Genomic DNA, 19,402 nt, shown 5'->3' on the forward strand with positions numbered 1-19,402 from the left:
GACACCCTCATGGCTCAGCGCTACGACTCCATCCGCACCGCCTCCTGGCTGCCCGCCTCACATGACGCCTCGCTGACGGGGCGGTACCGCGCTCTGCCCTTTCCGGAGCAGTGGCGCGGTCCGCTGCTCGCGCTGTGCAACGCGGGCCGCGACAAGCCGCTGGAGACGGTACCCACCTTCCGTATGGACCAGGTGATCCAGACGCTCGCACCCGACGTACTGGTGCGTCCTCGCCCCTCCGCGTACAGGGGCGAGAACCCGGATTTCTGGCTGTACGCCCCGGACGACATCCCCGATCCGCTGCCGACTGAGGCTTTCCGGGCTCTCGTCGGAGCCTGGTTGAAGGATCTGCGTCCGGAGCGCGAGTACCGCTCTCTGCTGAGCGAGACCCGCGAGGCGCTCTTCGAGGACCCTCCCGAGTGGCAGGAAGGTGTCGAGGTGGAGTTGCTACGCTGCCCGCCCGCCGCCGGTGGCACGGCAGCCCCGGATCCCCGGCAGTTCCAGCTGACGACGGACTGGCTGGCCCGGCGGCTCCTCGAACAGCTCGAACCGTACGACTACGGGGCGGGCCGGCTGCGCTTCCGCGCCATGCCGCGCGGGCCCCGCGACCAAGGTGCCGAGTTGGTGTCACAGGCGCTGAAGCACGAGGGCAGCCGGGGCTCCGAGTGGTTCTCCGTCGTTCTGAACATCACGCTCCAGACGGTGCCGTTCGACCCGCTGCCCCGCTTCCACCTGCACACCCACATCCGGCGCTACGCCACCCGGGTGGGCGCCAGGTCCGGGCGGCTCTATCTGCCGTACGGCCGCAGGACCACGGTCCTGCTGCGCCCCCGGGTGCCGTGGCTGCCCGGGGCCCCGGCGAGCGAACGCTTCGCGCTGGCCCGGCTCGCGTGGGACAAGGGCGGCCACGACTGGGTGGGCGGCGGGCCTGCCGGGATGCTGCGCAGCATGTCCCTGACCGAGTCGTTCCCCGACGCCGCGTCCATCCTCACCGCCCCGGCCGAGTGGCTGGAGGACGGGATGCGGGCCGCCGTCGTCCACAGCACCGCGATGGGGTCGCACGAGGTGGGCACCGGTCTGATGCCCGACCAGCGCTCCCGGATCGTCGAGTGGGCCGAAGAGGCACTGCCGGCTCAGCTGCGCCCGGCGCCCGCGCTGGTGCACACGCGCCTGTCCGGGAGCACTCCCGCGAATCCGCGCCGGGAACCGTCGGATGCGACGAAGAAGGCCATGGAGGAGCGGCAGCGGACGGAGGCCCGCAGGAAGGGCGCCGCCTTCGCCCTGCGCTGCCTGAGCCCGGACGCGGATCCCGGCGCACTGCCCTTGCTGGAGACCAGGTTGTTCTGGCAGACACCCGCAATGCGCGACACCGCAGTGGCCGCGCTGATCGCCCATCTCGGCCTCAAGGGAGACGGAGGGGCACCGGAGGAGACGGACGCCTACGAGGGCACCGTCGTGCTGGAGTGGCAGACCCCGGAGCTCATGGTGCGGCTGCACTGCCGCAAGCTCACCCGCTCGCTGGGCCACGACCTGGCGCTACCCGAGGCGTCCTCGCACTCACGTGAAGCGGTGACCACCGCGCTCGGCGCCCGGCGGCGGGAGATGGCGGCCTTCACGGCGGAAGACCCCCCCTCTTCCGTTCCGTCCCTCGCCCTGGTGGAGATCGACCGGGTCGCGGACTTCACCTCCCCCGACCACGACGCCAAGTTCGCTGTGCGGCTCGGCTGCGCGGACGCCGGTGTGCTCACCCAGTTCATGGCGGTGCCGAAGAAGGCCAAGGGCTACAACAGCGAGAAGAACAAGGACTTCCGCGCGGCCAAGGCGTGGGACGACGGTCTGCGGCAGCTCGGCGTACGGGTCCACCCCGAGCACAGTCTCGGTGAGCGGCTCCCTTCGGGTATGCGGTACGCGGCCGTGTGGATGGTCCGCAAGAACCGCCGCAGCCGTACGCGCTGGGCCGGGCATGTGCCGGTCGCGGTACTCGTCACACCCGAGGCGTCCGGGCAGGGCCTGGCCCGGGTGGAGGGCTGGGACGAAGAGGGCCGGGCCTGGGTGCCGTATCCGGTGATGCTGCTGCGGCTGACCAGGCGCGCGGAGGTACCGACCGCAGGCACAGTGCCCGCCCCGCGCGACGGCAGCACTCCGGCCACTCGCCACCCTTCGTGGTGGGCGGACATGGCCGAGCAGCGCCGAGCCACCGAGGAGTGGATGCAGAGGGTGCGCCGCTCTCTGCGCGGTACGCCGACGATGTTGCTGGCCCACGGCCAGAACATGCGCTCGCACTGGACCTGGCTGCAGGACAGCAAGGTGGTGGCCGACAAGTTCCGTGACGGTCACGCGCCCGCCCGTCGCCTCGATCCGGATCTGCGGCTGGTTCGGGTACGGACGTCACGCGGGCGGGAAACGGCGCAGTGGTGGGGCGTAAACCCAGACGGGGCGAACGGCCTCGCGGCCCATCTGTGGACAGCCCCTACGGCCGCACCGGAAACGGCCCGCGTCTTCTGGTCCACAACCCCGAAGGCCCGGACCTTCAAACTGTCGGTGGCCGCCGACAAGCTTGCCCCCCGAGTGAACACGAAAGGGAAGCTGACCGTTGACACCGACAAGGCCGCGTGGAATCCGGGTCTCGTGGAGCTGACAGTACTCGGCTGTCATCCCGAGGACGACGACTCTCCCGAGGCCCTGGCACTCGCAGCGCACCAGCTCCGTCAGGCGCCCGATCTGCCAGACGCGCTGAGTCTGCCTCTGCCCCTGCATCTCGCCGGTCTTGCGCAGGAGTATGTCCTGCCCACCCGAGCCGCAGAGGACGAGCGCCCCTCGTCGGATGCCACGGCCGATGCCTCACCGGATGCCGGGGCAGCCCCGGGGCTGGAGCGGGAGCCGGAACCGCACGACGAGCAGGAGCAGTTGGCCCTGTTCGACGAGACAGCAACCCAAATATCGCAACGGTAGGTCCACTTCGTCCGCGTTCGCACCGAACCATCCGCTAGCTCCGGGGACTGCGCCCCGGAGCTGGGGCTCGTAAGGCCTATGGCTTCAGCTGGACGATCGACTCAATTGCCAGCTCGGCTCGTTTCACTTGTGCGTTGCTCTGTTCCCATGTTCTGGGCCCCTTGCCGGGGGCACCCTTCACAAGGTGCCCAAAGACCCCGTCACCAGCGGAAACGCTGAGGTCGGGGTCCTCTTGCGTGTGCGGCGCTGGGCAGCGCTATGACGGCCTCTGTGGACTATTTACGGAAAGGATCTTGGAGCATCGCCCCAGGTCAGCCCACCGATTCAGCCGAAGCCCATTATCCGGCGTCCGGCCACTCCTCAGGAGGGCGGGGCGGCTCGGGCTCGTTCAACCGCTCGGCTTGCCGCGCGTTCTCCCCTCGCAGAGTCGTCAGCCACGGCCACAGGTCCGGCAGGGTTTGCTCGGGACAGGCAAGACGATGCTCGATGCGGCACCGCTGGAACGGCTCGGCAGGACAGACGCCGTACACCGCCACTCGCCCGTCGGACGTCTCGATCCACCGGTACTCCGCCGGCACCAGGTGGGCGAGCGGAGCCATGTCGGGCTCCAGCAGCACCCAGTCGTGTTCGATCGTCGCCACGCGTTCCTGTGGCAGACCGCAGTACGGGCACATCAGGCGTGATTCGCCCAGCCTGCGCGTCGACTTCTTGGAAGCCCCCATGTAGCGAGGGTCGGCACTCTGTCCGGCCGCGCGTAGAGGGTGAATCGGACGGGACTCCTGGGGCGCCCAAGCAGCAGCGAGAGGGAAAGTGACGCGAAAGGTGCATCCAGCAACCGACGGCTTGGAAAGCGCGGCCGGTACACGACGAAGCCCCCAACCCGTAAAGGCTGGGGGCTGTTCGCCGAGCGACCCGATTCACTCGTACTCGCTCAGGAGATCTTCAATCTTCCGGTTGGCGATCTCCTGCCGCCCGTCGATGCACTTCGCGTAGCGGCCGAGCAGGACCTCAACGCTGTTTCCTGCCCGCTTGTCGGCAACGGGTGAAATGAGGGCCGAGTGCCGGAGGTCGTACGGCCGAGCAGCGAGTGGTGATTCGACCGCGGCCGGTGAAACGGCCAGCGTCAGAGCCTCCTGCCAAACGCGACAGCACGTCGACGAGCCGACCACTCCCCCACGCTCGTTCGTGAACAGCCGCCCGCCCTCAGCAGTACCGAAGGTATCGAGGTACTGCTTGAGAATGGTGGCGAGCCGAGGGTTACGTCCAGGGAAGTGGTGTACGGGTTCTACCTGATCCGGGGATTTGCTCCGGCGTTGGGATGGGGCCCGCACAGATGAACGGCCACCGGCTGATCTTCGAGGTGTCGAAGCCTCGAAGGAGATCAACACGATGACCGCACCTGACAGTCCGCCCCTGCACGCCCTCGCCGAGGACAACCTCACCGCGGCGAGTCCCGATCTGCTGCGCGCGATGGTCAATACCTTCGCCGACGCACTCAGGTCCGCGGAAGCAGACGCCCTCTGCAACGCCGCATACGGGCAGGTCAGCGACGAACGCGTCAACCACCGCAACGGCTAACGCCCTCGCGAGTGGGACACCCGTGCCGGCACCGTCGAACTGGCAGTCCCCAAAGTTCGGCAGGGCAGCTACTTCCCGCACCGGCTCCTTGAACGACGCCGCCGGGCCGAGCAGGCCCTCATCTCCTCTCCGACGGTCGTACATGAGTAGACTGTTCTTGAACGCGTTCAATTCTGCGATCGGGTGTGGTGTCCATGGACTTTCTGGTCGGGTCTTCTCCGGCCGCGCTTCGCGCCGGTGCGTCCGATGTACCGCCCGCCGCAGAGGCACCACCCGAAGGGCTGGGAGACCGGAGCGTAGTGACGGGGTGGCAAGGGGTGCTGGCGCGCTGGGCTGTGGCTCTGGTGTGGTTCTACGAGGGCCTGTGGTGCAAGGTCTGGCCGGGGCGGGACGATCAGCGGGCCATTCTCGGGGACGTTCCCCATCTGCCGGCTTGGGCGGTGACGACGGCGCTGATCGTCATCGGGATCGCGGAGGCGGCCATCGGTTTGTGGGCGCTCTCCGGGCTGTGGGCGCGGGCCGCCGCTGTCGTACAGACGGTGCTCGTGGTGGTGTTCAACGCGGGCGGGCTGCTGTTCGGCCTGGATCACATAGCGGAACCGGGGCGGATGCTCACCCAGAATCTGGCCTTTGTAGCGCTGGTCTGGCTGGTGGAACGGACCTCACTCGGAGTGGCGGTCCGGTGAGCGGCACACCGTGGGCACGCGGCCGGATCATCAGCGGGTCGGGCGGCCCCCGCCTCTTGTTCGGGCGGATGTACGAGGACTGCGGTATCGAGCTCGGCGTCCTGCCCGGCGCGGGGGCGCGGGTGCTGTGCATCGCCTCCGCGGGCGACACCGCCGCCGCCCTGCAGCAGGCCGGTCACGACGTGACAGCCGTCGACGTCAACCCGGTACAACTCGCCTACGCACGTGACCGGCTCGCCGGCAGAGCCACCACGGAAGGCTCCGCGGAGACACTGATGCGGCTGGGTCGTGGAGCGGCCGGCGCGCTGCTGCCGGCCTGGCGCGGGCCCGCACTGCGCGCCTTCCTCGCCCTCGACGATCCGGCCGAACAGGCCCGGCATTGGCGCACCGCCCTGGACAGCCCGGGGCTGAGACGGCTGATGTCGCTCGCGCTGCGGCCGGGCGGCGCGCTTGCGGTCGCGCTGCGCCCCTCGTTCGCGCAAGAGGTCCCGGCACGCTTCGACGAGGTGCTCAGACGACGCCTGGGGCGGACCGTCGCCGGGCACGCCAATGCCTGTAACCCCTGGATGTGGCGGCTTCTCGCGGGGGTCGAACTTCCAGGGGCACAGCCGCTGCTCGCGCCGGACGTCCGCCTCGTCCACGCCGACGTGGTCGACGCGCTGGAACAGGCTCCGCGGGCCGGCTACGACGCGGTGACCCTCTCGAACGTGCTCGACGGGCCTGGCCCCGCCTTCGCCGACCGGCTGCGCGCCGCCGTGCGTCGTGCCGTGCGTCCTGGCGGCATCGTCGTTCTGCGCAGCTTCCGCGAGCCCACGGCGACCGGACCGGGCTGGGCGGCGCAGGACCGATCGGCGCTGTGGGGCGTGGTGCGCGTCGTGCGGCTGGGCGCAGACCCCTCGGGCGCCGAGGACAGGAGGATCGACCCGTGAGGCACTTGGTGCAACGTCATCCCATGGCGATGAGCACGCATTTCGCGCACTCGCTCGTGCTGACCTACGCTCTGCCCGCCGAGGCGCTGCGCCGGCTGGTGCCGCCGGGCCTGGAACTTGACACGTACCCCCGCGGCGAGCAGGGCGAGGAGTACGGCTTCGTGGCCGCCGCCCTGGTCGACACCCGTGCCCTGCGGCCGGCGTTCCTGCCCGCGCGGCTGGGCCGTGACTTCCTGCTGACCGGATACCGCGTCTTCACCCGCTTCCGCACCCCTGGCGGGCGCACCATGCGAGGGCTGCGCATCCTGCGCAGCGACACCGATACCCGGTTGATGCGGCTCGGCGGCAACCTCTTCACTCACTACAACTACCGCCTTGCCCACATCAGTTCGCATGCCAAGGACGGCACCCTGGAATTCCGGGTCGACAGCGCCGACGGGCACGCCGACCTGCTGGTGCGTGCCGACCTGCACAGCGCTCCGGCACCGCTGCCCCCGCACAGCCCCTTCGCCGACGCCCGAGCCGCCCGCCGCTTCGCCGGCCCCCTGCCCTATACCTTCGAGTACGAACCCCAGACCCGCTCCGTGATCGTGGTCAAGGCATTCCGTACGCAGTGGGACCCGCAGCCGGTCTGTGTCGATGTGCGCCGGCTGACCTTCTTCGATCACGGCCCGCTCGCCGGAACCCGCCCCGTCCTCGCCAACGCCTTCCACGTTGCGGGCGTCGACTACGGCTGGCACCGCGGTGTGCGCCGCACCGAGAACGGCGCGATACGGTGACGCTGCGGCACTCCGGCGTCCGCGACGTCATCGCCTACAACTGGCCCCAGTACGCAGCGGGTGCGGCGACTGCGGCGGCTGCAGCCCTACTTGCTCCACGTCTGCCTCGCGCGCTGCGCCCCCTCGCCCGGACGGGATCGATCGCGGCACTCACTCTGCTGTGCACCGCCACGGCGGCGAGCTGGCACGTCTACGATCGCTCCGGCCTGTACACGTACGACTGGCTGGAGGACCTACTGCCTCGCATCCCGTCGGCATACGTGGTGGTGAGCACCGGCCTGGACGAGGTGAGCGCCCCACTCGCCGCACGCTGGCCGAAGGCCCAGCGCACCGCCTTCGACCTGTACGACCCGGCCTTGACGAGCGAGGGGTCCCTGCGCCGCGCCCGACGCCGGGTGCCTCCCCCCGCCCACGCCGCACCGGGCCGCCCGGAGACGCTGCCACACCCGGCGAACTCGGCCGACACCGTCCTGCTCGTCTTCGCCGCGCACGAACTGCGCCGCGCACAGGACCGGGAGCGGCTGTTCACCGAATGCGCCCGGCTGCTGCGGCCCGGCGGCACACTGCTGGTCGCCGAGCACCTGCGAGATGCCGCCAACACAGCCCTGTTCGGGCCCGGCGCCTGGCACTTCCTGCCCCGTCAGGAATGGTTGCGGCTCGCCGCCCACGCAGGGCTGGAACCCAGTGCCGAGCGCCGCTTCGCGGGCCTGATCGCGGCATTCGCCTTCAGCAAGGATCGAGAGTGACCCAACTTCTCAGTCTCAGTGTCCAGTTGCGCCTGGTCGGCGCAGCCCTGATCTTCATGGGACTGGTGCACGTCGCGCTCCCGCGGATACTGGGGTGGCCCGCCGACCTGCGCGCCAGCAGCCTGCTCACCCGCCAGGTCTCTTACGCGCACCTGTTCTTCATCGCATTGACCTGCGCACTTCTCGGCTCCCTTCCCCTGGCCTTCGCGCCGGCCCTGCTCACCGGCGCACCCCTGCCGACGTTCCTGCTCTGTGGCCAGACCCTGTTCTGGGGCCTGCGCTGGATCATGGAGTTCGCCTACTTCTCACCCCGGACATGGCGCGGCCATCGCCTGCGCACCGCAGGCCATGTCGGGCTCGCGGTGCTGTGGACCTGGGTGACGGCTGTGTTCGCGGCAGCGGCGGCGCACGGGTTGCGGTGAACCCTGCACCCCTGCTCAACCCGGCACCCCTGCTCAAGTTCACCGCCAAGGGGGCGGAGGAAGGCGGCAGCCCCTCGGTCTCCTCGCCGACCGCGACCTCGAAGAGCGCCGAGAGCACCAAGCCGGTCACGTCAAGCAGCGATTCCACTGCCCGCGGACTCTTCGTCGCCGGGCTGATCGTGGGCGTCCGGCGGCTGGCGGCAGCGATGTTCGCCATCACGCGCAGCCGCTCCGCCGGATCCCGCGCCGGGGAAAACGCCTTCCGTGCCGACGGACAAAGGGTCATGGCACGGGCCGACGTGCTGACCGCGCTGCGCGGCTGAAGTCCGTCAAAGATCAGCAGAGCTGAGAGCCGTCTGGCAGCCGGCCCACTCCCCGACTCCTCCCGAGATCGTGCGAGACCCGTCGAGCGAAACGCCCCGACCTGCAGAAACGCCGAAGAGGCTGGTGCTGAACTTGACCGAACCTCATTCGGGACGAAGAGATCGCGGGCTCACGTCCGGCAATCGTCGAGGAGAAGTACCGGTCTCAGGGCAGTGAGGCGGCTGGTCTACGAAGTGGGCTGGCTCTCCAGCGGAGTTTCCAGCGTCCGTCAGGGTTCCTGCCAGCGTGCCCGTCAGCCATTCCGCGAGGTTCACGCCCTGGGGCCGGCACTCACCTTCGTGGTTGCACCACATGGCGCCCGCAGGATCGCGGAAGTCGACCAGCCCCGCCCTGGCCCGGATGCGGCAGGACACCGACTCGCACCAGGCAGCCAGACACGCCGCCGACCGGGCTGAAGACCTGCCTCCGCGCGTCCGTCGGGCTGCGCCTGGGCCCACGCCTCGCCATGGCGGCGTTACCTGGGAGCAGCGAGGCACCTCAAGCCAGCCCTGTTCTGCGAAGACGGCTGTTCCCGCCCTGCCATGGGTGGGTCGAACCAGCTCGCCTCGGCAAAGCCTCACAGGGCCGTGGGCCGCCGGAGACCTCCTTTATGGCATGCGGAGGAAGCCCGCCATAACACGTCAAAGGATCGCGAAAGCGTCGCTCGTCACCCTCTCGGCCGCCATCGTGGCCTTGGGGCAGACGGGAGCCGCGCACGCCGATGCCCCTCTCTGGAACAAGACCAAGAAGTGCCACCAGAAGGACCTGGACGGGCGGAACGTACCCACCCGTATCGGCAACAGCGAACTGGGCTGGGCGCACTTCGCCAGCAACCACAACATCCGCACCTGCCGCATCGTCAACGCTCCCCTGAACGGCAAGGCGGACAAGAACGACGGCAAGGGGGGCCCGGAATACTGGGGTTACGCCTTCGACGGTACGCACCCCCAGGTGAAGATCATCGTCAAGGCGCAGGTCACCCGCCGTACCCAGGGCAACCGGTACGACGCCGGAAGCGGGCAGATGATCGGCGTCATCACCGCCTACTGCAAGGGCATGAGGAAGTGCCCCAACTTGATGAACCAGTCCGCCGCCAAGTTCAAGCGCTGAACAGGGAGACACCCGCAATGACGCCGTGGGAAGTGGCCGTGGCACAGGCCGACGTGACCGGCCACTTGATCCTCTACACGCAGGCTCCGATCGTGAAGAAGATGCGCGTCCGCGGCGTTCTCCCGGGCCCTGGCGGGACGCCGGCCGTGCGGATCGCGCTCGGCCGGCGGAAGGCGACCGTCACCGATCTCCTCACCATCTACGAGATCCCGCTGTTCCGGCAGGACGAGGTGCTGCTCCCGTGGGAGGCCGTCAGCCGCGTGCGGCACGAGGCGGGCGAGGTGCGCTTCTACTCCAGCGGCCAGGTGGACCACGTCCTCGATACTCCGCTCATCAGGCTCGCGGAGGACGTGCCCGAGGAGGAGCTGCCGGAGGACCGGGCGTACAGCCTGCTGACCGCACTGAACTGCCCGGCTCCGGGCTATGAGGAGCGGGAGAAGGCCGAGTCACTGCTGGTCGGCTTCCTGTACCTGCGCGAGGGCCGGATGCGGCTGTACGTACGCCATCAGGGAGACCCCGACGTCGTGGCCTGTGACGTCCGACTCTCGGAGGCAGGGCCGGCCGTGATCGCGGAGGTGTTCTCCCGCTCGCGGGAGCGGGAGCTCTTCGAGGAGCCGGAGGACGATCCGCACTGCACGGTCGTGCTGGACCTGACGCACTGAGCAGATCAACATCGCGTGGGGATCAACGGGAATCCACCGGTCGAAGACCAAGCCGGTGGATTCCCTCGTGGACCCGATACATTCCCTTCCTCACCCCTCTGATCGAGGGGTGGGACAAGCCTGCTCAGTTGCTCTTCCCGTCCTCCTGGTCACCCGCGGTGTGTCGGTCGGCACCGCCGATGGCGCGCCCGTGGATTGCCCGCACGGTCTCCCGGGACGCTTTACCCCTGGGTGGCCTGATCTGGCATGTGGCGGCTGGTGGAGTAGACGCGACGGAGCCGTCCGTCCGGAGCCGGCTCCCCGAACAGGTGGATCTCGCCCGAGCGACGCCCTTTGCGCACGGTGGAGTGCAAGGTGTACCGGGCGGCGACGCGGTCGCCGGCCACCAGGGCGTCATGGACCTCCACGTCGCGGGCGATCGCGTTCTTCCGCGCAGGGCGGGCATGGGCGATCAACCTGTTCCGGTCCAGGCACATCCCGTCGTTGTGCCACTCGATGTCCGGGGTGTGGTACCGGTCGATGACCACGCCGGGGTCCTCGTTGCCCAGGCCCATCTCCTGGATGTACGACCTCAGATACTCGGCGAGTTCCTTCGCCGGGGTGGGCCAGGGATCGTCGCTCACGATGCTCCTTCGGGACGAGGTCCTGATGGCAGTGATGTTTGAGTCGCTTGAGTCGCCAGTTCGAGCAAGTGGTCGACCGACCACTGGTCGTAGGCGTGTTCGCCGTACTTGGCGGCGAGGATGCGGCCGTCGGGTGCGATCAGGAAGTCGGCGGGAAGGCCGAGCCGTCCGCCGTGCGGCCTGCGGGACGGCGGACGCTCCCGCCCGCGGAGGATCGTCCACGTGCTACGCAGGATGGCCCCGGTGGTCGGTGCCCAGGCCCGCAGGCTGAACAACGCGCGAGGCGACGACTCCACCCCGAACTCGGCGTACAGGCGCTTGGCGGGGTCGGCTATGACGGGGAAGGGGAGGTCGGTTACGTGCTTCCGCAGTTCCTCCGCGGGCGAGTGGAAGACCACGATCTCGCGGATTCCCGCTTGAGCGATCTCCGCGTGTCGTCGCACCACCGATTGAAGGTGCAGGTTGCAGATCGGGCAGCCGGCGAACCGCCGGAACTGAAGATGTGTCAGCCGGTCACCGTCGGGCACGGCGATCTGGGCGCCGGAGACGGCCGTGAGGTCATGGGCACCGACAACGACACCGGGCCTTAAGGTTCCTGTCCGCGTATTCCTGCGAGTCGTTTTCATGATCCCCCTTCTCCTTTTAGGCGTACGCCATACGCCTACCAGCGTAGGCGTATGCCGTACGCTGTCAACCGTCATGCCTCGCCCCCGCTCACTCACCCCGGACCACCTCGCCTCGTCCGCCCTGACCGTCCTGGACCGCGACGGTGTCGCCGGCCTGTCCATGCGTGCGGTCGCCAAGGAACTACGCATGAGCACGATGGGCCTCTACCGCTACGTGGCCGACCGCGAGGAACTCGAACGGCTGGTCGTCGAGTCCGTACTCGGAACCGTCGACACCGAGCCGCCGCCCTCGGACGCGCCGTGGGAGGAGCGGATCGAAGCCCTGGTGCGGCGCCTGCGCGACACCGTCGGCGCCCATCCCGCCGTCGTGCCGCTGACGATCACCCACCGGCACCGGTCCCGCGGGGTGCTGCGCTGGTCGGAGGCCGTACTCACGGTTCTCACCGAGGCGGGCTTCGACGGCGCGCGACGCGTCATCGCACTGCGGGCCCTCCTGAGTTACGTCATCGGAGCCATCCAGCTCGAGCACCTGGGACCTCTGGCGGGCGAAGGTACGGTCGCCATCTCCGCTCTGTCGCCGATCGAGTTCCCGCGCCTGGCCGAGACCGCACACCACGCACACGACGTGGGAGCCGACCAGGAGTTCTTCGGCGGGCTCGCCGCGCTGATGCGCGGCCTACACAGGTAACGACAACGGCCCTCAATCGGCGGTCCACCGCGGCCTACCTGTCCGATCTCGCAGGCAAGCGCCGCCGGATCCACAACGAAGCCCGCCTGCACCTTTGGGATGAGCAGAAGAGTTCGGGGTGCCATGCCCGCCGCACGAGTCCACCGAGGCCGGGATCGACGGCTCGCTGCGACGGCATGCGGTCTGGGCGTCCGGCTGGGATCCGACAAAGGACTGGCCGTGCGGCCCCGGCCCTGACCCCGCGGGAGGGCGTATGAGACCAAGCCGACGTACTGGAAGGACGAGTGGCCGGAGCTCACCGCCCAGCCGTGGCCGAACTGATGGTCGGCCTGGCCACTCAGCCTTCACGGAACTGGTGTTGTCGGTGATCTCCGGAATGCTCCCGGCGGCCGGTGTTCCTTTTCAGACGGGGACGGCAGTGGTGTCAAGGGTCAGATGGACGGCCTGATCGTGGAGTGCGGCGGTGCTGATGACCGCAACTGCCTCCTCCCCGATCGCGGCGAGGGTGGCGATGTGTTCGCCGCATGTGAGCCGCTGCGCCTCGATCGCTGTTCCGTCCACGACCAGTCGGCCTGTTCCGGTGGCCAGTTCGTTGGGCAGCCGGATCGGTCCGTGGGGCGACGAGTTGAAGAGGAACTCATACAGGAGCGCATCGGGCTCCAGGGTTGAGAACACACGGACGTGCTCAGGCAGGCGCCGCTGCGTGGTGACCTGCACCAGCATGGTCTGCTCCTCGTAATACCCGAGGTCGAGCCGTTGGAGAAGGCCGTCGACCGCGCCCTGGCCCACCAGGCGGCGCCATCCGGGCTCGGGCCACGCGAGGACAGCCACCGGACGTCCGAACTCCCGCAGGGTCTCCAGCCATATGCGATCGGCAGGAAGGTCCGGCCGGCCGGAGCTGTGGAACATGACGCCCCCTCTGACTGGTCAAAAAGTGCGGGTACGACGCCCACTCATCGTGGCATCGACACGGGCGGTCGCGGACCGGAATTTCGACGAACCGATCAGGAAGCACCCGGGCCGTGGGGCGTGCGTGGCATCCGGGCAAGCCACATCTCGTCGTGGCAAGCGAGGGGAGACGACGAACGCACCGGACCACGCCGATACGGGACAGGGAGCCGCTCGGCTACCAGGGAAGGCGGGGCACGGCTGGCCCATGGCGCCGCACTCACGGTCACGACCTGGGTTCACAGCGCCTCGCCGCCGTCGTCGGCCGTGCCGGACGTGGCGATGTGCTCACGCCACAGGGCCACCAGCTGCGGCGGCAGCGGCTCCACCCGCGAGGTCCGGCAGAGTCGCTGGTTCCCACTCCGGCAAGCGCCTTCCTCTGAACATCCCAGTCCCTGTGCCCCGCCAGGGAAGCGAACCCGCGGCTGCGTGCCCACGGCCTACCGGCTCAGCTGCACCACCGTTTGAATGACCAACTGCCCGCCGCGTACAAGCGGTGCCGCCCGGCCCCATGCTCCGAGTCCCCCGCCGGGGCCCCTTATGAGGTGCCCAAAGACCCCGTCACCAGCGGAAACGCTGAGGCCGGGGTCTTCGCGTTTGTGCAGGCGTATGCGGCCCAAAGCGGCCGTATGTCGGAGGCTGTGGACGAGGCGTGGACGGGATCTTGGGGCGTTGCCGCAGGTGAAGCCACTCAATGAGCAGGTCAAGCAGCACCACACCGACGGCGAGCCGGTGATCAGCGTGGACACGAAGAAGCGGCAGTGCCTGTGGCGACACCAGGCCAGGACACGGGCGGTGTCACCGGCCCAGGTGCCGTTCGCGAGCTGAGGCGCCTTACCGGGAGCGGTTGGCCAGGACCCGACGCACCGTCCGGGTGAGGATCGGGGGCATCAGGTCCACGCCTATGCGGCGGGCGCGGGAGCGCGGGCGGCGGGGAGCGGGCACCGAGGCCGGGGCTGGGGCTGGGGCGGCCGGCTGCTGCGGCTCGGGCGGTGTGTAGTGCCGGGAGTGCGGGAAGGGCGGTGCCTGCAGTCCCTTGTTGGCGCGGGCGCGCACCAGGCGGTGCCCGGCGGCGTCCTGCACGCTCAGACCGATGTCCGTCCGCTCCTCCAGCATCACCAGCAACTCCTCCTGCACCGGCTCGGGATCGCCCCACGTGCCGTACAGCTTCTGGGTGCTCAGGCAGATCGGGCGCAGCCCGCGATTGAGCACGGCCTCCCAGGTGGCGACCGAGACGCCGGGGGTGTGCTCGGAGCGGAAGTCGTCGAGCACGACGACGCCCTCGGGCAGCAGCAGGTCGCGGGCGGCCCCGATGTCGTCGCGGACGTGCTCGTACAGGTGCGAGGCGTCGATGTGGACGAAGCGGCAGGTGCCCGGCTTCACCTCCGCCGAGATCACGGAGGACGGGGCTTCCAGCACCCGCGGCAGGGTGTCGTGGAAGGAGAGGTAGTTGCGTTCGAAGGCCTGCCGGGTGAGTGAGGAGTACGACTTCGCCGTCTCGGCCTGGTTGGGCCCGTCCGGTGCCTCTCCGCCGAAGAGGTCGCAGACCGTGAACTCCTCGCCGTCCTGCCGGTGCCGCCCGAGCAGGATCGCGCTCCTGCCCATGTACACGCCGAGTTCCACCAGATCGCCCCGGAGGCCGCCCTTTTCCTGCCGCTCCAGGAACCAGGTGAACAGGAGCTGGTCCAGCGGAGGGAACCAGCCGGGGACGTCATTGAGCTCGGCGGGGTTCTTGTCGATTGACTGTGCGATCGCCATGGAATAACTCTGCTCATCCGGCGCCGGAGAAAGTGGCCACCGACTGAATGTCCAGTGAACAGCTCAGTCGGCCCACGGCCCGGCCAGAGCGTCCAGATGGGCCCGGCGCACCTCGGCCGTCTGACCCTGCACGAGCAGGAACATCTCCTCACGGGCGAGGCGTTGGGCGGTGCAGGCCAGATCCATGGCGCACCCGCCGCCCGCCACGATCGCCGCGGTCGTCGCCGCGCGCATCAGGTCGTACGACCGTGCCTAGAGTGCCAGGCGTTCCTCGACAGAGTCTTTTGGGGCCGGCTTGTCCTCGCCAAGGAACTTCGCCGTCTGCCGGACGATCGCCAGCTCGGTTTCCAGCTCATGGATCCGCCGGCGAGCGGCCCGCAACTCAGCAGACTCGCTCGACGGCGTTCCCGGTCGCCGCCCGTTGTCGATGTCGTCCTGCCGCAACCACTTCGACAACGTGACGGGATGGATGCCGAGCTCCACCGCCGTCTGTTCAGCCTGCTTGCCGGCGCGGACCAGCGCGATGGCACGCACCCGGAACTCCGGAGGACAGGGACGAGGCATGACTGCCAACCTTCCGTGAAGGGCTGCCAGTTAGCCACCAGAACTGCAACCTGAGCGGTGGGGCAGGTCAACCGTCACCCGCAACTGCAGCAGACCCGCTGAGGCAGACGCACTCCGCCGTGTCACGTTTTCGTGACTCGATCCGACCAAGTGTCTGAGCCTGGCTGTACGTGAGGGGAGAGGAAATGGCGAGGAGGACCGATGCCTGACATCTCGCAGGATGACATCGAGAACTGAGCCGACGCCCGGAGGCGCCGCGCCCGCCTGGCCGACGAGCGTGCGCGGATCTCGATGCTGCCGCCGGCGGCCCGGGTGCTTCACCGGCGGGTACGGGAGCCGAGGGGTGGCACTTCGCCGTATCTGTCATGACATCGTCGGCCGGGACGGCTGTGGCCGGGAGTGGAGAGCGGGATGCAGAGGGACGACAAGGTCTGGTTCGCCGAGCAGTTCGAGTTGCACCGCCCACGGTTGAGGGCGGTGGCGTATCGGATGCTGGGCACGCTCACCGACGCCGACGACGCCCTCCAGGAGGCATGGATCCGCACGACCCGCTCCGATGCCGGCGCCATCGAGAGCATCGACGGCTGGCTGGTCACGCTGGTCGGCCGGGTGTGCATCGACATGCTGCGTACCAGGAAGTCCCGACGCGAGCAGCTCACCGGATGGCTTCCCGAGCCCGTCGTCACCACCGACGAGACGGTTGACCCTGAGCAGGCGAGCCTGCTGGCCGACTCGGTCGGACTTGCTCTGCTCGTCGTCCTGGAAAGCCTTGAGCCCGCCGAACGGCTCTCGTTCGTGCTCCACGACATGTTCGGCGTCCCGTTCGACGAGATCGCCCCGATCGTGGACCGTACTCCGGTGGCGGCGCGCCAACTCGCCAGCCGCGCGAGGCGGCGGCTGCGCGGGACCGCGGCCGTGCCCGACGCCGACCTCCGCACCCAGCGCCGGGTCGTGGACGCGTTCCTCGCCGCGTCCCGGGCGGGCGACTTCGAGGCACTCCTCGCCCTGCTCGACCCCGACGTGGTCTTCCGCGTCGACACCGGATCACGCACCTGGCTCGCACCGGCGCTGCTGACCGGCGCGGCCGACGTCGCGGCCCACGCCGCCACGCACGGCTCTCGGTTCGCCATGCTGTGCGAGCCGGCCCTGGTCAACGGCGCCGCCGGCATCATCGCCAGGACCCGGTCGAGCGTGGTCGCTGTCGTAGGGATGACCGTCGTCTCCGGTCGCATCGCCGAGATCGACCTGGTCCTGGACCCAGCCAAGCTCTCCACCCTGACGATCCGCTGATGAGGACCACCGGGACGGCCCTGGGGCGGTGGTGCGGGCGGGCGATCCGCCGTGGCGAACTTCTCGAACCGGCTTGAGGAACGGGACGACGGCGTCCTCAGGATGACCGAGCCGAATGTCGCTCCGCGGCTTGGGGCCTCGACCCTGCGACGAACCCTTCCCGGGCTGCAGCTCGATGCCATGCCCCCGAGCGCCTGCGGCACCTGACGTGCGCGGATGTGACCGGCGCAGCCGGGGCGGTCCCTGCGCCTCAGGTTGAGCGAGCCGGATGGCCGCAGGCGCCGCGAGCGGCACCGTCACATCTACGGCGGCTGATCCGACTTCATCTCGGAACCATCGCCCAACAGAACAACAGGACAGGGGTACCCGAATGAAGCTCGTCGTCTTCGGTGCGAACGGCAAGACCGGCCGCCGGCTCACCCGCCAGGCCCTGGAGGCCGGACACCGGGTGACCGCAGTCACCCGGCGACCCGACGTCTTCCCGCTCGCCCACGAGCATCTCGACGTGGTCCCGGCCGACGTCCACGTCGAGGACGACGTCGTGAAGGCCGTCCACGGTGCGAACGCAGTGCTCTCGACGCTCGGCGTGCCCTTCAGCCGTGACCCGATCAGCGTCTACAGCACAGGTGTCGCGAACATCGTCACCGCGATGCGCCTGCACGGTGTCACCCGAATCGTCGCCGTCAGCTCCAGTGCCCTGGACCCACGTCCGCACGCGGACGGCGGCATCGTGCTCAACCGGGTGCTGCAGCCTCTGATCACCCGAACGATCGGCAGGACGACGTACGCCGACATGGCCGCCATGGAGACGCTCCTCGCGAACAGCGACCTCGACTGGACGGTCCTGCGTCCCTCCGGACTTTTCGACGCCGAGAAGGTGAGCGACTACCGCCTCCAGGAAGACCACGCGGACGGCGTCTTCACCAGCCGGGCCGACCTCGCCGCCTGCCTCCTCGCGCAGGCCGGGGACCGGCGGTGGAGCGGCAGGCGAGTAGCCGTGACGACCCCCGAGGGTGCCCCGACCCTGTGGCAGCTCCTACGACGCGAAGCCTTCGGCAAGAGCCCGGCATGAGTCGGGCATCCGTCAGCCCTGCGAGGCGGCATTCCTGTCCGCCGGCCGAGGCATCGACGGTACCCGTTCACTGACCGCCTCTCAGGATCTTGCACGGCTGCCCTGCGTCGGCTTGAGCGGACCCGATTCCGGCCCGAAGCCACGGAGGAAGCGTTCCGGCACTGGAAGGCCTTGGCCGACGGGCCTCTCAGACGACTTGCGGACCCAGTCGTAGATCCTGACTGCGGCATCCTCGAGTGCGGTGCTTGGTGTCGAGCACGACGGCGAACCGAGCGATGTGCGGCGACCCGCGTACGGGCCGTGCGGGCGCGGGGCGCGGGCGCGGGGCGCGGGGTGCCGTGCCCGCGACGACACGGGCGCTCGAGTCGGGTGGCCGCTGTCAGACGTCGTCGCGCGTCAGGCGGGCGCCACGGGCGCGTCCCAGTCGATCCGGTACCGGTGCGTCCAGCCGAACATCTTCTCCGGGCTCAGGAACGTCCGCGTCGCCAGCGGCATCAGCAAGGTCATGATCTTCGTCGCGGCCGGCCCCATGGACTTCTGGCTGTTGGTCTTCGCTGCCTGGGCGGCGACCTTCTCCACCCTCGCCCGCCTCAGCCGCTCGTACGTCGCGAACGCCGTGCCCACGTCGGGGATGTCCCGCAGACACCGCGCCAGTTGCACCGCGCTCTCCACGGCGAGGGACGCGCCCTGTCCGGAGCTGGAGGACGGTGCGTGGGCCGCGTCGCCGACCAGGACCATCCGGCCGCGGTGCCACTTCGGCACCGAGGGCAGGATCTCCAGCCCTCCGAAGGTGAGGAGTTCGTCGTCGCCGGTGCCCCGGAGCAGATCCCGGCCGGGCACGTCCTCGGTGTACTTCTCCCGCAGGATCCGCATCCATGCGGCCGACGGCGTCGCACGGGCCTGCTCCGCGCTGAGCGGCCCGTCGAACGGCAGGTTGCCGAACCAGGCGGTGCCTCCACCGGGCACCGGCCAGTAGCCGAGAAACGCGTGCTTGCCGAAGGCGAAGTACATGGTGTCCGGCCGCGCCTGTGGGACCTGCGCCTTCGAATGCGCACCGAAACCGAGCAGGCCGGTGTAGCGCGGGCCGGGGGCTGCCGGGTCGATCAGCCGCCGGACCGCCGACCGGATACCGTCCGCGCCGACCAGCACGTCCGCGGTCACCCGGGTCCCGTCGGTGAACTCGGCGGTGACGCCCGCCGGAGTCTCCTCGGCTCCGGCCAGGCGCTTGCCGTACACGGTCCGTACGCCCATCGCGGCGGCCCGCTCGCGTACCGCCCCGTACAGGTCGGCGCGCCACATCACCTGGCTGGGCGGTAGGCCCGTCAGCCCGCCGAACTCGCCCAGCCGTCGGCCCCGTCCGTCGGTCATCACCATGCGATGGATCGGCTGACCGGCCAAGCCCTGGTCCACACCGACGACTTCCAGGGCGCTGAGCCCGTTGGGTGCGACCATCAGCATGCCGCCGAGGCCGTCCGCCGTGTTCTCGTGAGCCTCGTAGACGGTCGCCTCGATGCCCGCCCTGCGAAGTGCGAGGGCCGTCACCGGTCCGGCTATGCCGCCCCCTATCACGGCCGCCGTCTTGATCGCAGTCATGCGTCTGCCCTTC

The 19,402-nt window shown here is 69.4% G+C and carries 21 protein-coding genes and 2 pseudogenes; 14 read left to right on the plus strand and 9 right to left on the minus strand.

Annotated elements, in window-relative coordinates:
* The first annotated feature begins 9 nt into the window (after positions 1 to 9).
* On the plus strand, positions 10 to 2,952 hold the full coding sequence (locus tag ACZ3KP_RS07895; protein ID WP_467497330.1) for a pPIWI_RE module domain-containing protein: 2,943 nt from the start codon (positions 10 to 12) through the stop codon (positions 2,950 to 2,952).
* Between the two features lie 338 nt (positions 2,953 to 3,290).
* On the opposite strand, the gene ACZ3KP_RS07900 is transcribed toward ACZ3KP_RS07895, so the two are convergent.
* Together ACZ3KP_RS07900 and ACZ3KP_RS07905 are read right to left on the minus strand one after the other, a co-directional pair.
* Positions 3,291 to 3,674, minus strand: a complete 384-nt coding sequence (locus ACZ3KP_RS07900; RefSeq protein ID WP_387146156.1) for a DUF6083 domain-containing protein — start codon at positions 3,672 to 3,674, stop codon at positions 3,291 to 3,293.
* 195 nt (positions 3,675 to 3,869) lie between these two features.
* Positions 3,870 to 4,340, minus strand: a complete 471-nt coding sequence (locus ACZ3KP_RS07905; protein WP_467497332.1) for a hypothetical protein — start codon at positions 4,338 to 4,340, stop codon at positions 3,870 to 3,872.
* Between the two features lies 1 nt (position 4,341).
* Here ACZ3KP_RS07905 and ACZ3KP_RS07910 point away from each other — a divergent pair.
* The 9 genes and pseudogenes from ACZ3KP_RS07910 to ACZ3KP_RS07950 form a co-directional block, all read left to right on the plus strand.
* Positions 4,342 to 4,656, plus strand: a pseudogene (locus ACZ3KP_RS07910) (transposase); the annotation flags it as partial.
* Positions 4,657 to 4,829: 173 nt separating this feature from the next.
* Entirely contained in the window at positions 4,830 to 5,216 is a 387-nt protein-coding gene (locus tag ACZ3KP_RS07915) for a DoxX-like family protein (protein WP_467497334.1), read from the plus strand.
* Positions 5,213 to 6,145 (plus strand): BtaA family protein, encoded by a 933-nt coding sequence (locus ACZ3KP_RS07920; RefSeq protein WP_467497336.1) that lies wholly within the window; start codon positions 5,213 to 5,215, stop codon positions 6,143 to 6,145. The genes ACZ3KP_RS07915 and ACZ3KP_RS07920 overlap by 4 nt, the downstream gene beginning before the upstream one ends.
* Before the next feature lie 23 nt (positions 6,146 to 6,168).
* Positions 6,169 to 6,924 carry a DUF2071 domain-containing protein gene (locus tag ACZ3KP_RS07925; protein WP_467497338.1) on the plus strand — a complete coding sequence of 252 codons (756 nt, stop codon included), beginning with the start codon at positions 6,169 to 6,171 and terminating at the stop codon, positions 6,922 to 6,924.
* A complete protein-coding gene (locus ACZ3KP_RS07930) occupies positions 6,921 to 7,670 on the plus strand; it encodes a methyltransferase domain-containing protein (RefSeq protein WP_467497340.1) in 750 nt (249 codons plus the stop codon). Before ACZ3KP_RS07925 ends, ACZ3KP_RS07930 begins: the two co-directional genes overlap by 4 nt.
* The gene (locus ACZ3KP_RS07935; RefSeq protein WP_467497342.1) at positions 7,667 to 8,092 is read left to right on the plus strand and encodes a hypothetical protein; all 426 of its coding nucleotides are present in this window, start codon (positions 7,667 to 7,669) and stop codon (positions 8,090 to 8,092) included. The genes ACZ3KP_RS07930 and ACZ3KP_RS07935 overlap by 4 nt, the downstream gene beginning before the upstream one ends.
* Positions 8,089 to 8,415, plus strand: coding sequence for a hypothetical protein (locus ACZ3KP_RS07940; protein ID WP_467497344.1), 327 nt, complete (start codon positions 8,089 to 8,091; stop codon positions 8,413 to 8,415). The genes ACZ3KP_RS07935 and ACZ3KP_RS07940 overlap by 4 nt, the downstream gene beginning before the upstream one ends.
* 733 nt (positions 8,416 to 9,148) lie before the next feature.
* Complete coding sequence (locus ACZ3KP_RS07945) at positions 9,149 to 9,565, plus strand: hypothetical protein (protein WP_467497346.1); 417 nt, start codon at positions 9,149 to 9,151, stop codon at positions 9,563 to 9,565.
* 17 nt (positions 9,566 to 9,582) lie between these two features.
* Positions 9,583 to 10,227, plus strand: a complete 645-nt coding sequence (locus tag ACZ3KP_RS07950; RefSeq protein WP_467497348.1) for a hypothetical protein — start codon at positions 9,583 to 9,585, stop codon at positions 10,225 to 10,227.
* A gap of 221 nt (positions 10,228 to 10,448) precedes the next feature.
* Here the strand turns inward: ACZ3KP_RS07950 and ACZ3KP_RS07955 are convergent, their stop codons facing one another.
* Positions 10,449 to 10,850, minus strand: a complete 402-nt coding sequence (locus ACZ3KP_RS07955; protein WP_467497350.1) for a nuclear transport factor 2 family protein — start codon at positions 10,848 to 10,850, stop codon at positions 10,449 to 10,451.
* The gene (locus tag ACZ3KP_RS07960) at positions 10,847 to 11,476 is read right to left on the minus strand and encodes a peroxiredoxin-like family protein (RefSeq protein WP_467497352.1); all 630 of its coding nucleotides are present in this window, start codon (positions 11,474 to 11,476) and stop codon (positions 10,847 to 10,849) included. The genes ACZ3KP_RS07955 and ACZ3KP_RS07960 overlap by 4 nt, the downstream gene beginning before the upstream one ends.
* Positions 11,477 to 11,549: 73 nt before the next feature.
* On the opposite strand from ACZ3KP_RS07960, the gene ACZ3KP_RS07965 reads away from it, so the two are divergent.
* The gene (locus ACZ3KP_RS07965) at positions 11,550 to 12,164 is read left to right on the plus strand and encodes a TetR/AcrR family transcriptional regulator (RefSeq protein ID WP_467497354.1); all 615 of its coding nucleotides are present in this window, start codon (positions 11,550 to 11,552) and stop codon (positions 12,162 to 12,164) included.
* A gap of 402 nt (positions 12,165 to 12,566) precedes the next feature.
* On the opposite strand, the gene ACZ3KP_RS07970 is transcribed toward ACZ3KP_RS07965, so the two are convergent.
* On the minus strand, positions 12,567 to 13,073 hold the full coding sequence (locus tag ACZ3KP_RS07970) for a hypothetical protein (RefSeq protein WP_467497356.1): 507 nt from the start codon (positions 13,071 to 13,073) through the stop codon (positions 12,567 to 12,569).
* A 720-nt stretch (positions 13,074 to 13,793) separates the two neighbouring features.
* Here ACZ3KP_RS07970 and ACZ3KP_RS07975 point away from each other — a divergent pair.
* A complete protein-coding gene (locus ACZ3KP_RS07975) occupies positions 13,794 to 13,940 on the plus strand; it encodes a hypothetical protein (protein WP_467498094.1) in 147 nt (48 codons plus the stop codon).
* 6 nt (positions 13,941 to 13,946) lie between these two features.
* Here ACZ3KP_RS07975 and ACZ3KP_RS07980 read toward each other — a convergent pair whose 3' ends face one another.
* From ACZ3KP_RS07980 to ACZ3KP_RS07990, 3 genes and pseudogenes are all read right to left on the minus strand, one after another.
* Positions 13,947 to 14,870: a class I SAM-dependent methyltransferase gene (locus ACZ3KP_RS07980; protein ID WP_467497358.1), complete on the minus strand. Its 924-nt coding sequence runs from the start codon at positions 14,868 to 14,870 to the stop codon at positions 13,947 to 13,949.
* Between the two features lie 63 nt (positions 14,871 to 14,933).
* Complete coding sequence (locus ACZ3KP_RS07985) at positions 14,934 to 15,104, minus strand: hypothetical protein (RefSeq protein ID WP_467497360.1); 171 nt, start codon at positions 15,102 to 15,104, stop codon at positions 14,934 to 14,936.
* A 63-nt stretch (positions 15,105 to 15,167) separates the two neighbouring features.
* Positions 15,168 to 15,434 (minus strand): annotated as a pseudogene (locus ACZ3KP_RS07990) (transposase); the annotation flags it as partial.
* 411 nt (positions 15,435 to 15,845) lie between these two features.
* On the opposite strand from ACZ3KP_RS07990, the gene ACZ3KP_RS07995 reads away from it, so the two are divergent.
* On the plus strand, positions 15,846 to 16,724 hold the full coding sequence (locus ACZ3KP_RS07995) for a sigma-70 family RNA polymerase sigma factor (RefSeq protein WP_467497363.1): 879 nt from the start codon (positions 15,846 to 15,848) through the stop codon (positions 16,722 to 16,724).
* 370 nt (positions 16,725 to 17,094) lie between these two features.
* A complete protein-coding gene (locus tag ACZ3KP_RS08000) occupies positions 17,095 to 17,796 on the plus strand; it encodes an NAD(P)-dependent oxidoreductase (RefSeq protein WP_467497365.1) in 702 nt (233 codons plus the stop codon).
* Between the two features lie 396 nt (positions 17,797 to 18,192).
* Here the strand turns inward: ACZ3KP_RS08000 and ACZ3KP_RS08005 are convergent, their stop codons facing one another.
* Positions 18,193 to 19,389 (minus strand): FAD-dependent oxidoreductase, encoded by a 1,197-nt coding sequence (locus ACZ3KP_RS08005; protein ID WP_467497367.1) that lies wholly within the window; start codon positions 19,387 to 19,389, stop codon positions 18,193 to 18,195.
* Positions 19,390 to 19,402: the final 13 nt, after the last annotated feature.

The sequence above is a fragment of the Streptomyces sp. NPDC020958 genome (assembly GCF_055562175.1).

Bases quoted from the DNA above. Each gene is read 5' to 3' on its own strand.
- ACZ3KP_RS07970 (WP_467497356.1), bottom strand. From the start codon at position 13,073: ATGTTCCACAGCTCCGGCCGGCCGGACCTTCCTGCCGATCGCATATGG.
- ACZ3KP_RS07950 (WP_467497348.1), top strand. From the start codon at position 9,583: ATGACGCCGTGGGAAGTGGCCGTGGCACAGGCCGACGTGACCGGCCAC.
- ACZ3KP_RS07925 (WP_467497338.1), top strand. From the start codon at position 6,169: ATGGCGATGAGCACGCATTTCGCGCACTCGCTCGTGCTGACCTACGCT.
- ACZ3KP_RS07965 (WP_467497354.1), top strand. From the start codon at position 11,550: ATGCCTCGCCCCCGCTCACTCACCCCGGACCACCTCGCCTCGTCCGCC.
- ACZ3KP_RS07995 (WP_467497363.1), top strand. From the start codon at position 15,846: ATGCAGAGGGACGACAAGGTCTGGTTCGCCGAGCAGTTCGAGTTGCAC.
- ACZ3KP_RS07960 (WP_467497352.1), bottom strand. From the start codon at position 11,476: ATGAAAACGACTCGCAGGAATACGCGGACAGGAACCTTAAGGCCCGGT.
- ACZ3KP_RS07985 (WP_467497360.1), bottom strand. From the start codon at position 15,104: ATGCGCGCGGCGACGACCGCGGCGATCGTGGCGGGCGGCGGGTGCGCC.
- ACZ3KP_RS07900 (WP_387146156.1), bottom strand. From the start codon at position 3,674: ATGGGGGCTTCCAAGAAGTCGACGCGCAGGCTGGGCGAATCACGCCTG.
- ACZ3KP_RS08000 (WP_467497365.1), top strand. From the start codon at position 17,095: ATGAAGCTCGTCGTCTTCGGTGCGAACGGCAAGACCGGCCGCCGGCTC.
- ACZ3KP_RS08005 (WP_467497367.1), bottom strand. From the start codon at position 19,389: ATGACTGCGATCAAGACGGCGGCCGTGATAGGGGGCGGCATAGCCGGA.
- ACZ3KP_RS07895 (WP_467497330.1), top strand. From the start codon at position 10: ATGGCTCAGCGCTACGACTCCATCCGCACCGCCTCCTGGCTGCCCGCC.
- ACZ3KP_RS07980 (WP_467497358.1), bottom strand. From the start codon at position 14,870: ATGGCGATCGCACAGTCAATCGACAAGAACCCCGCCGAGCTCAATGAC.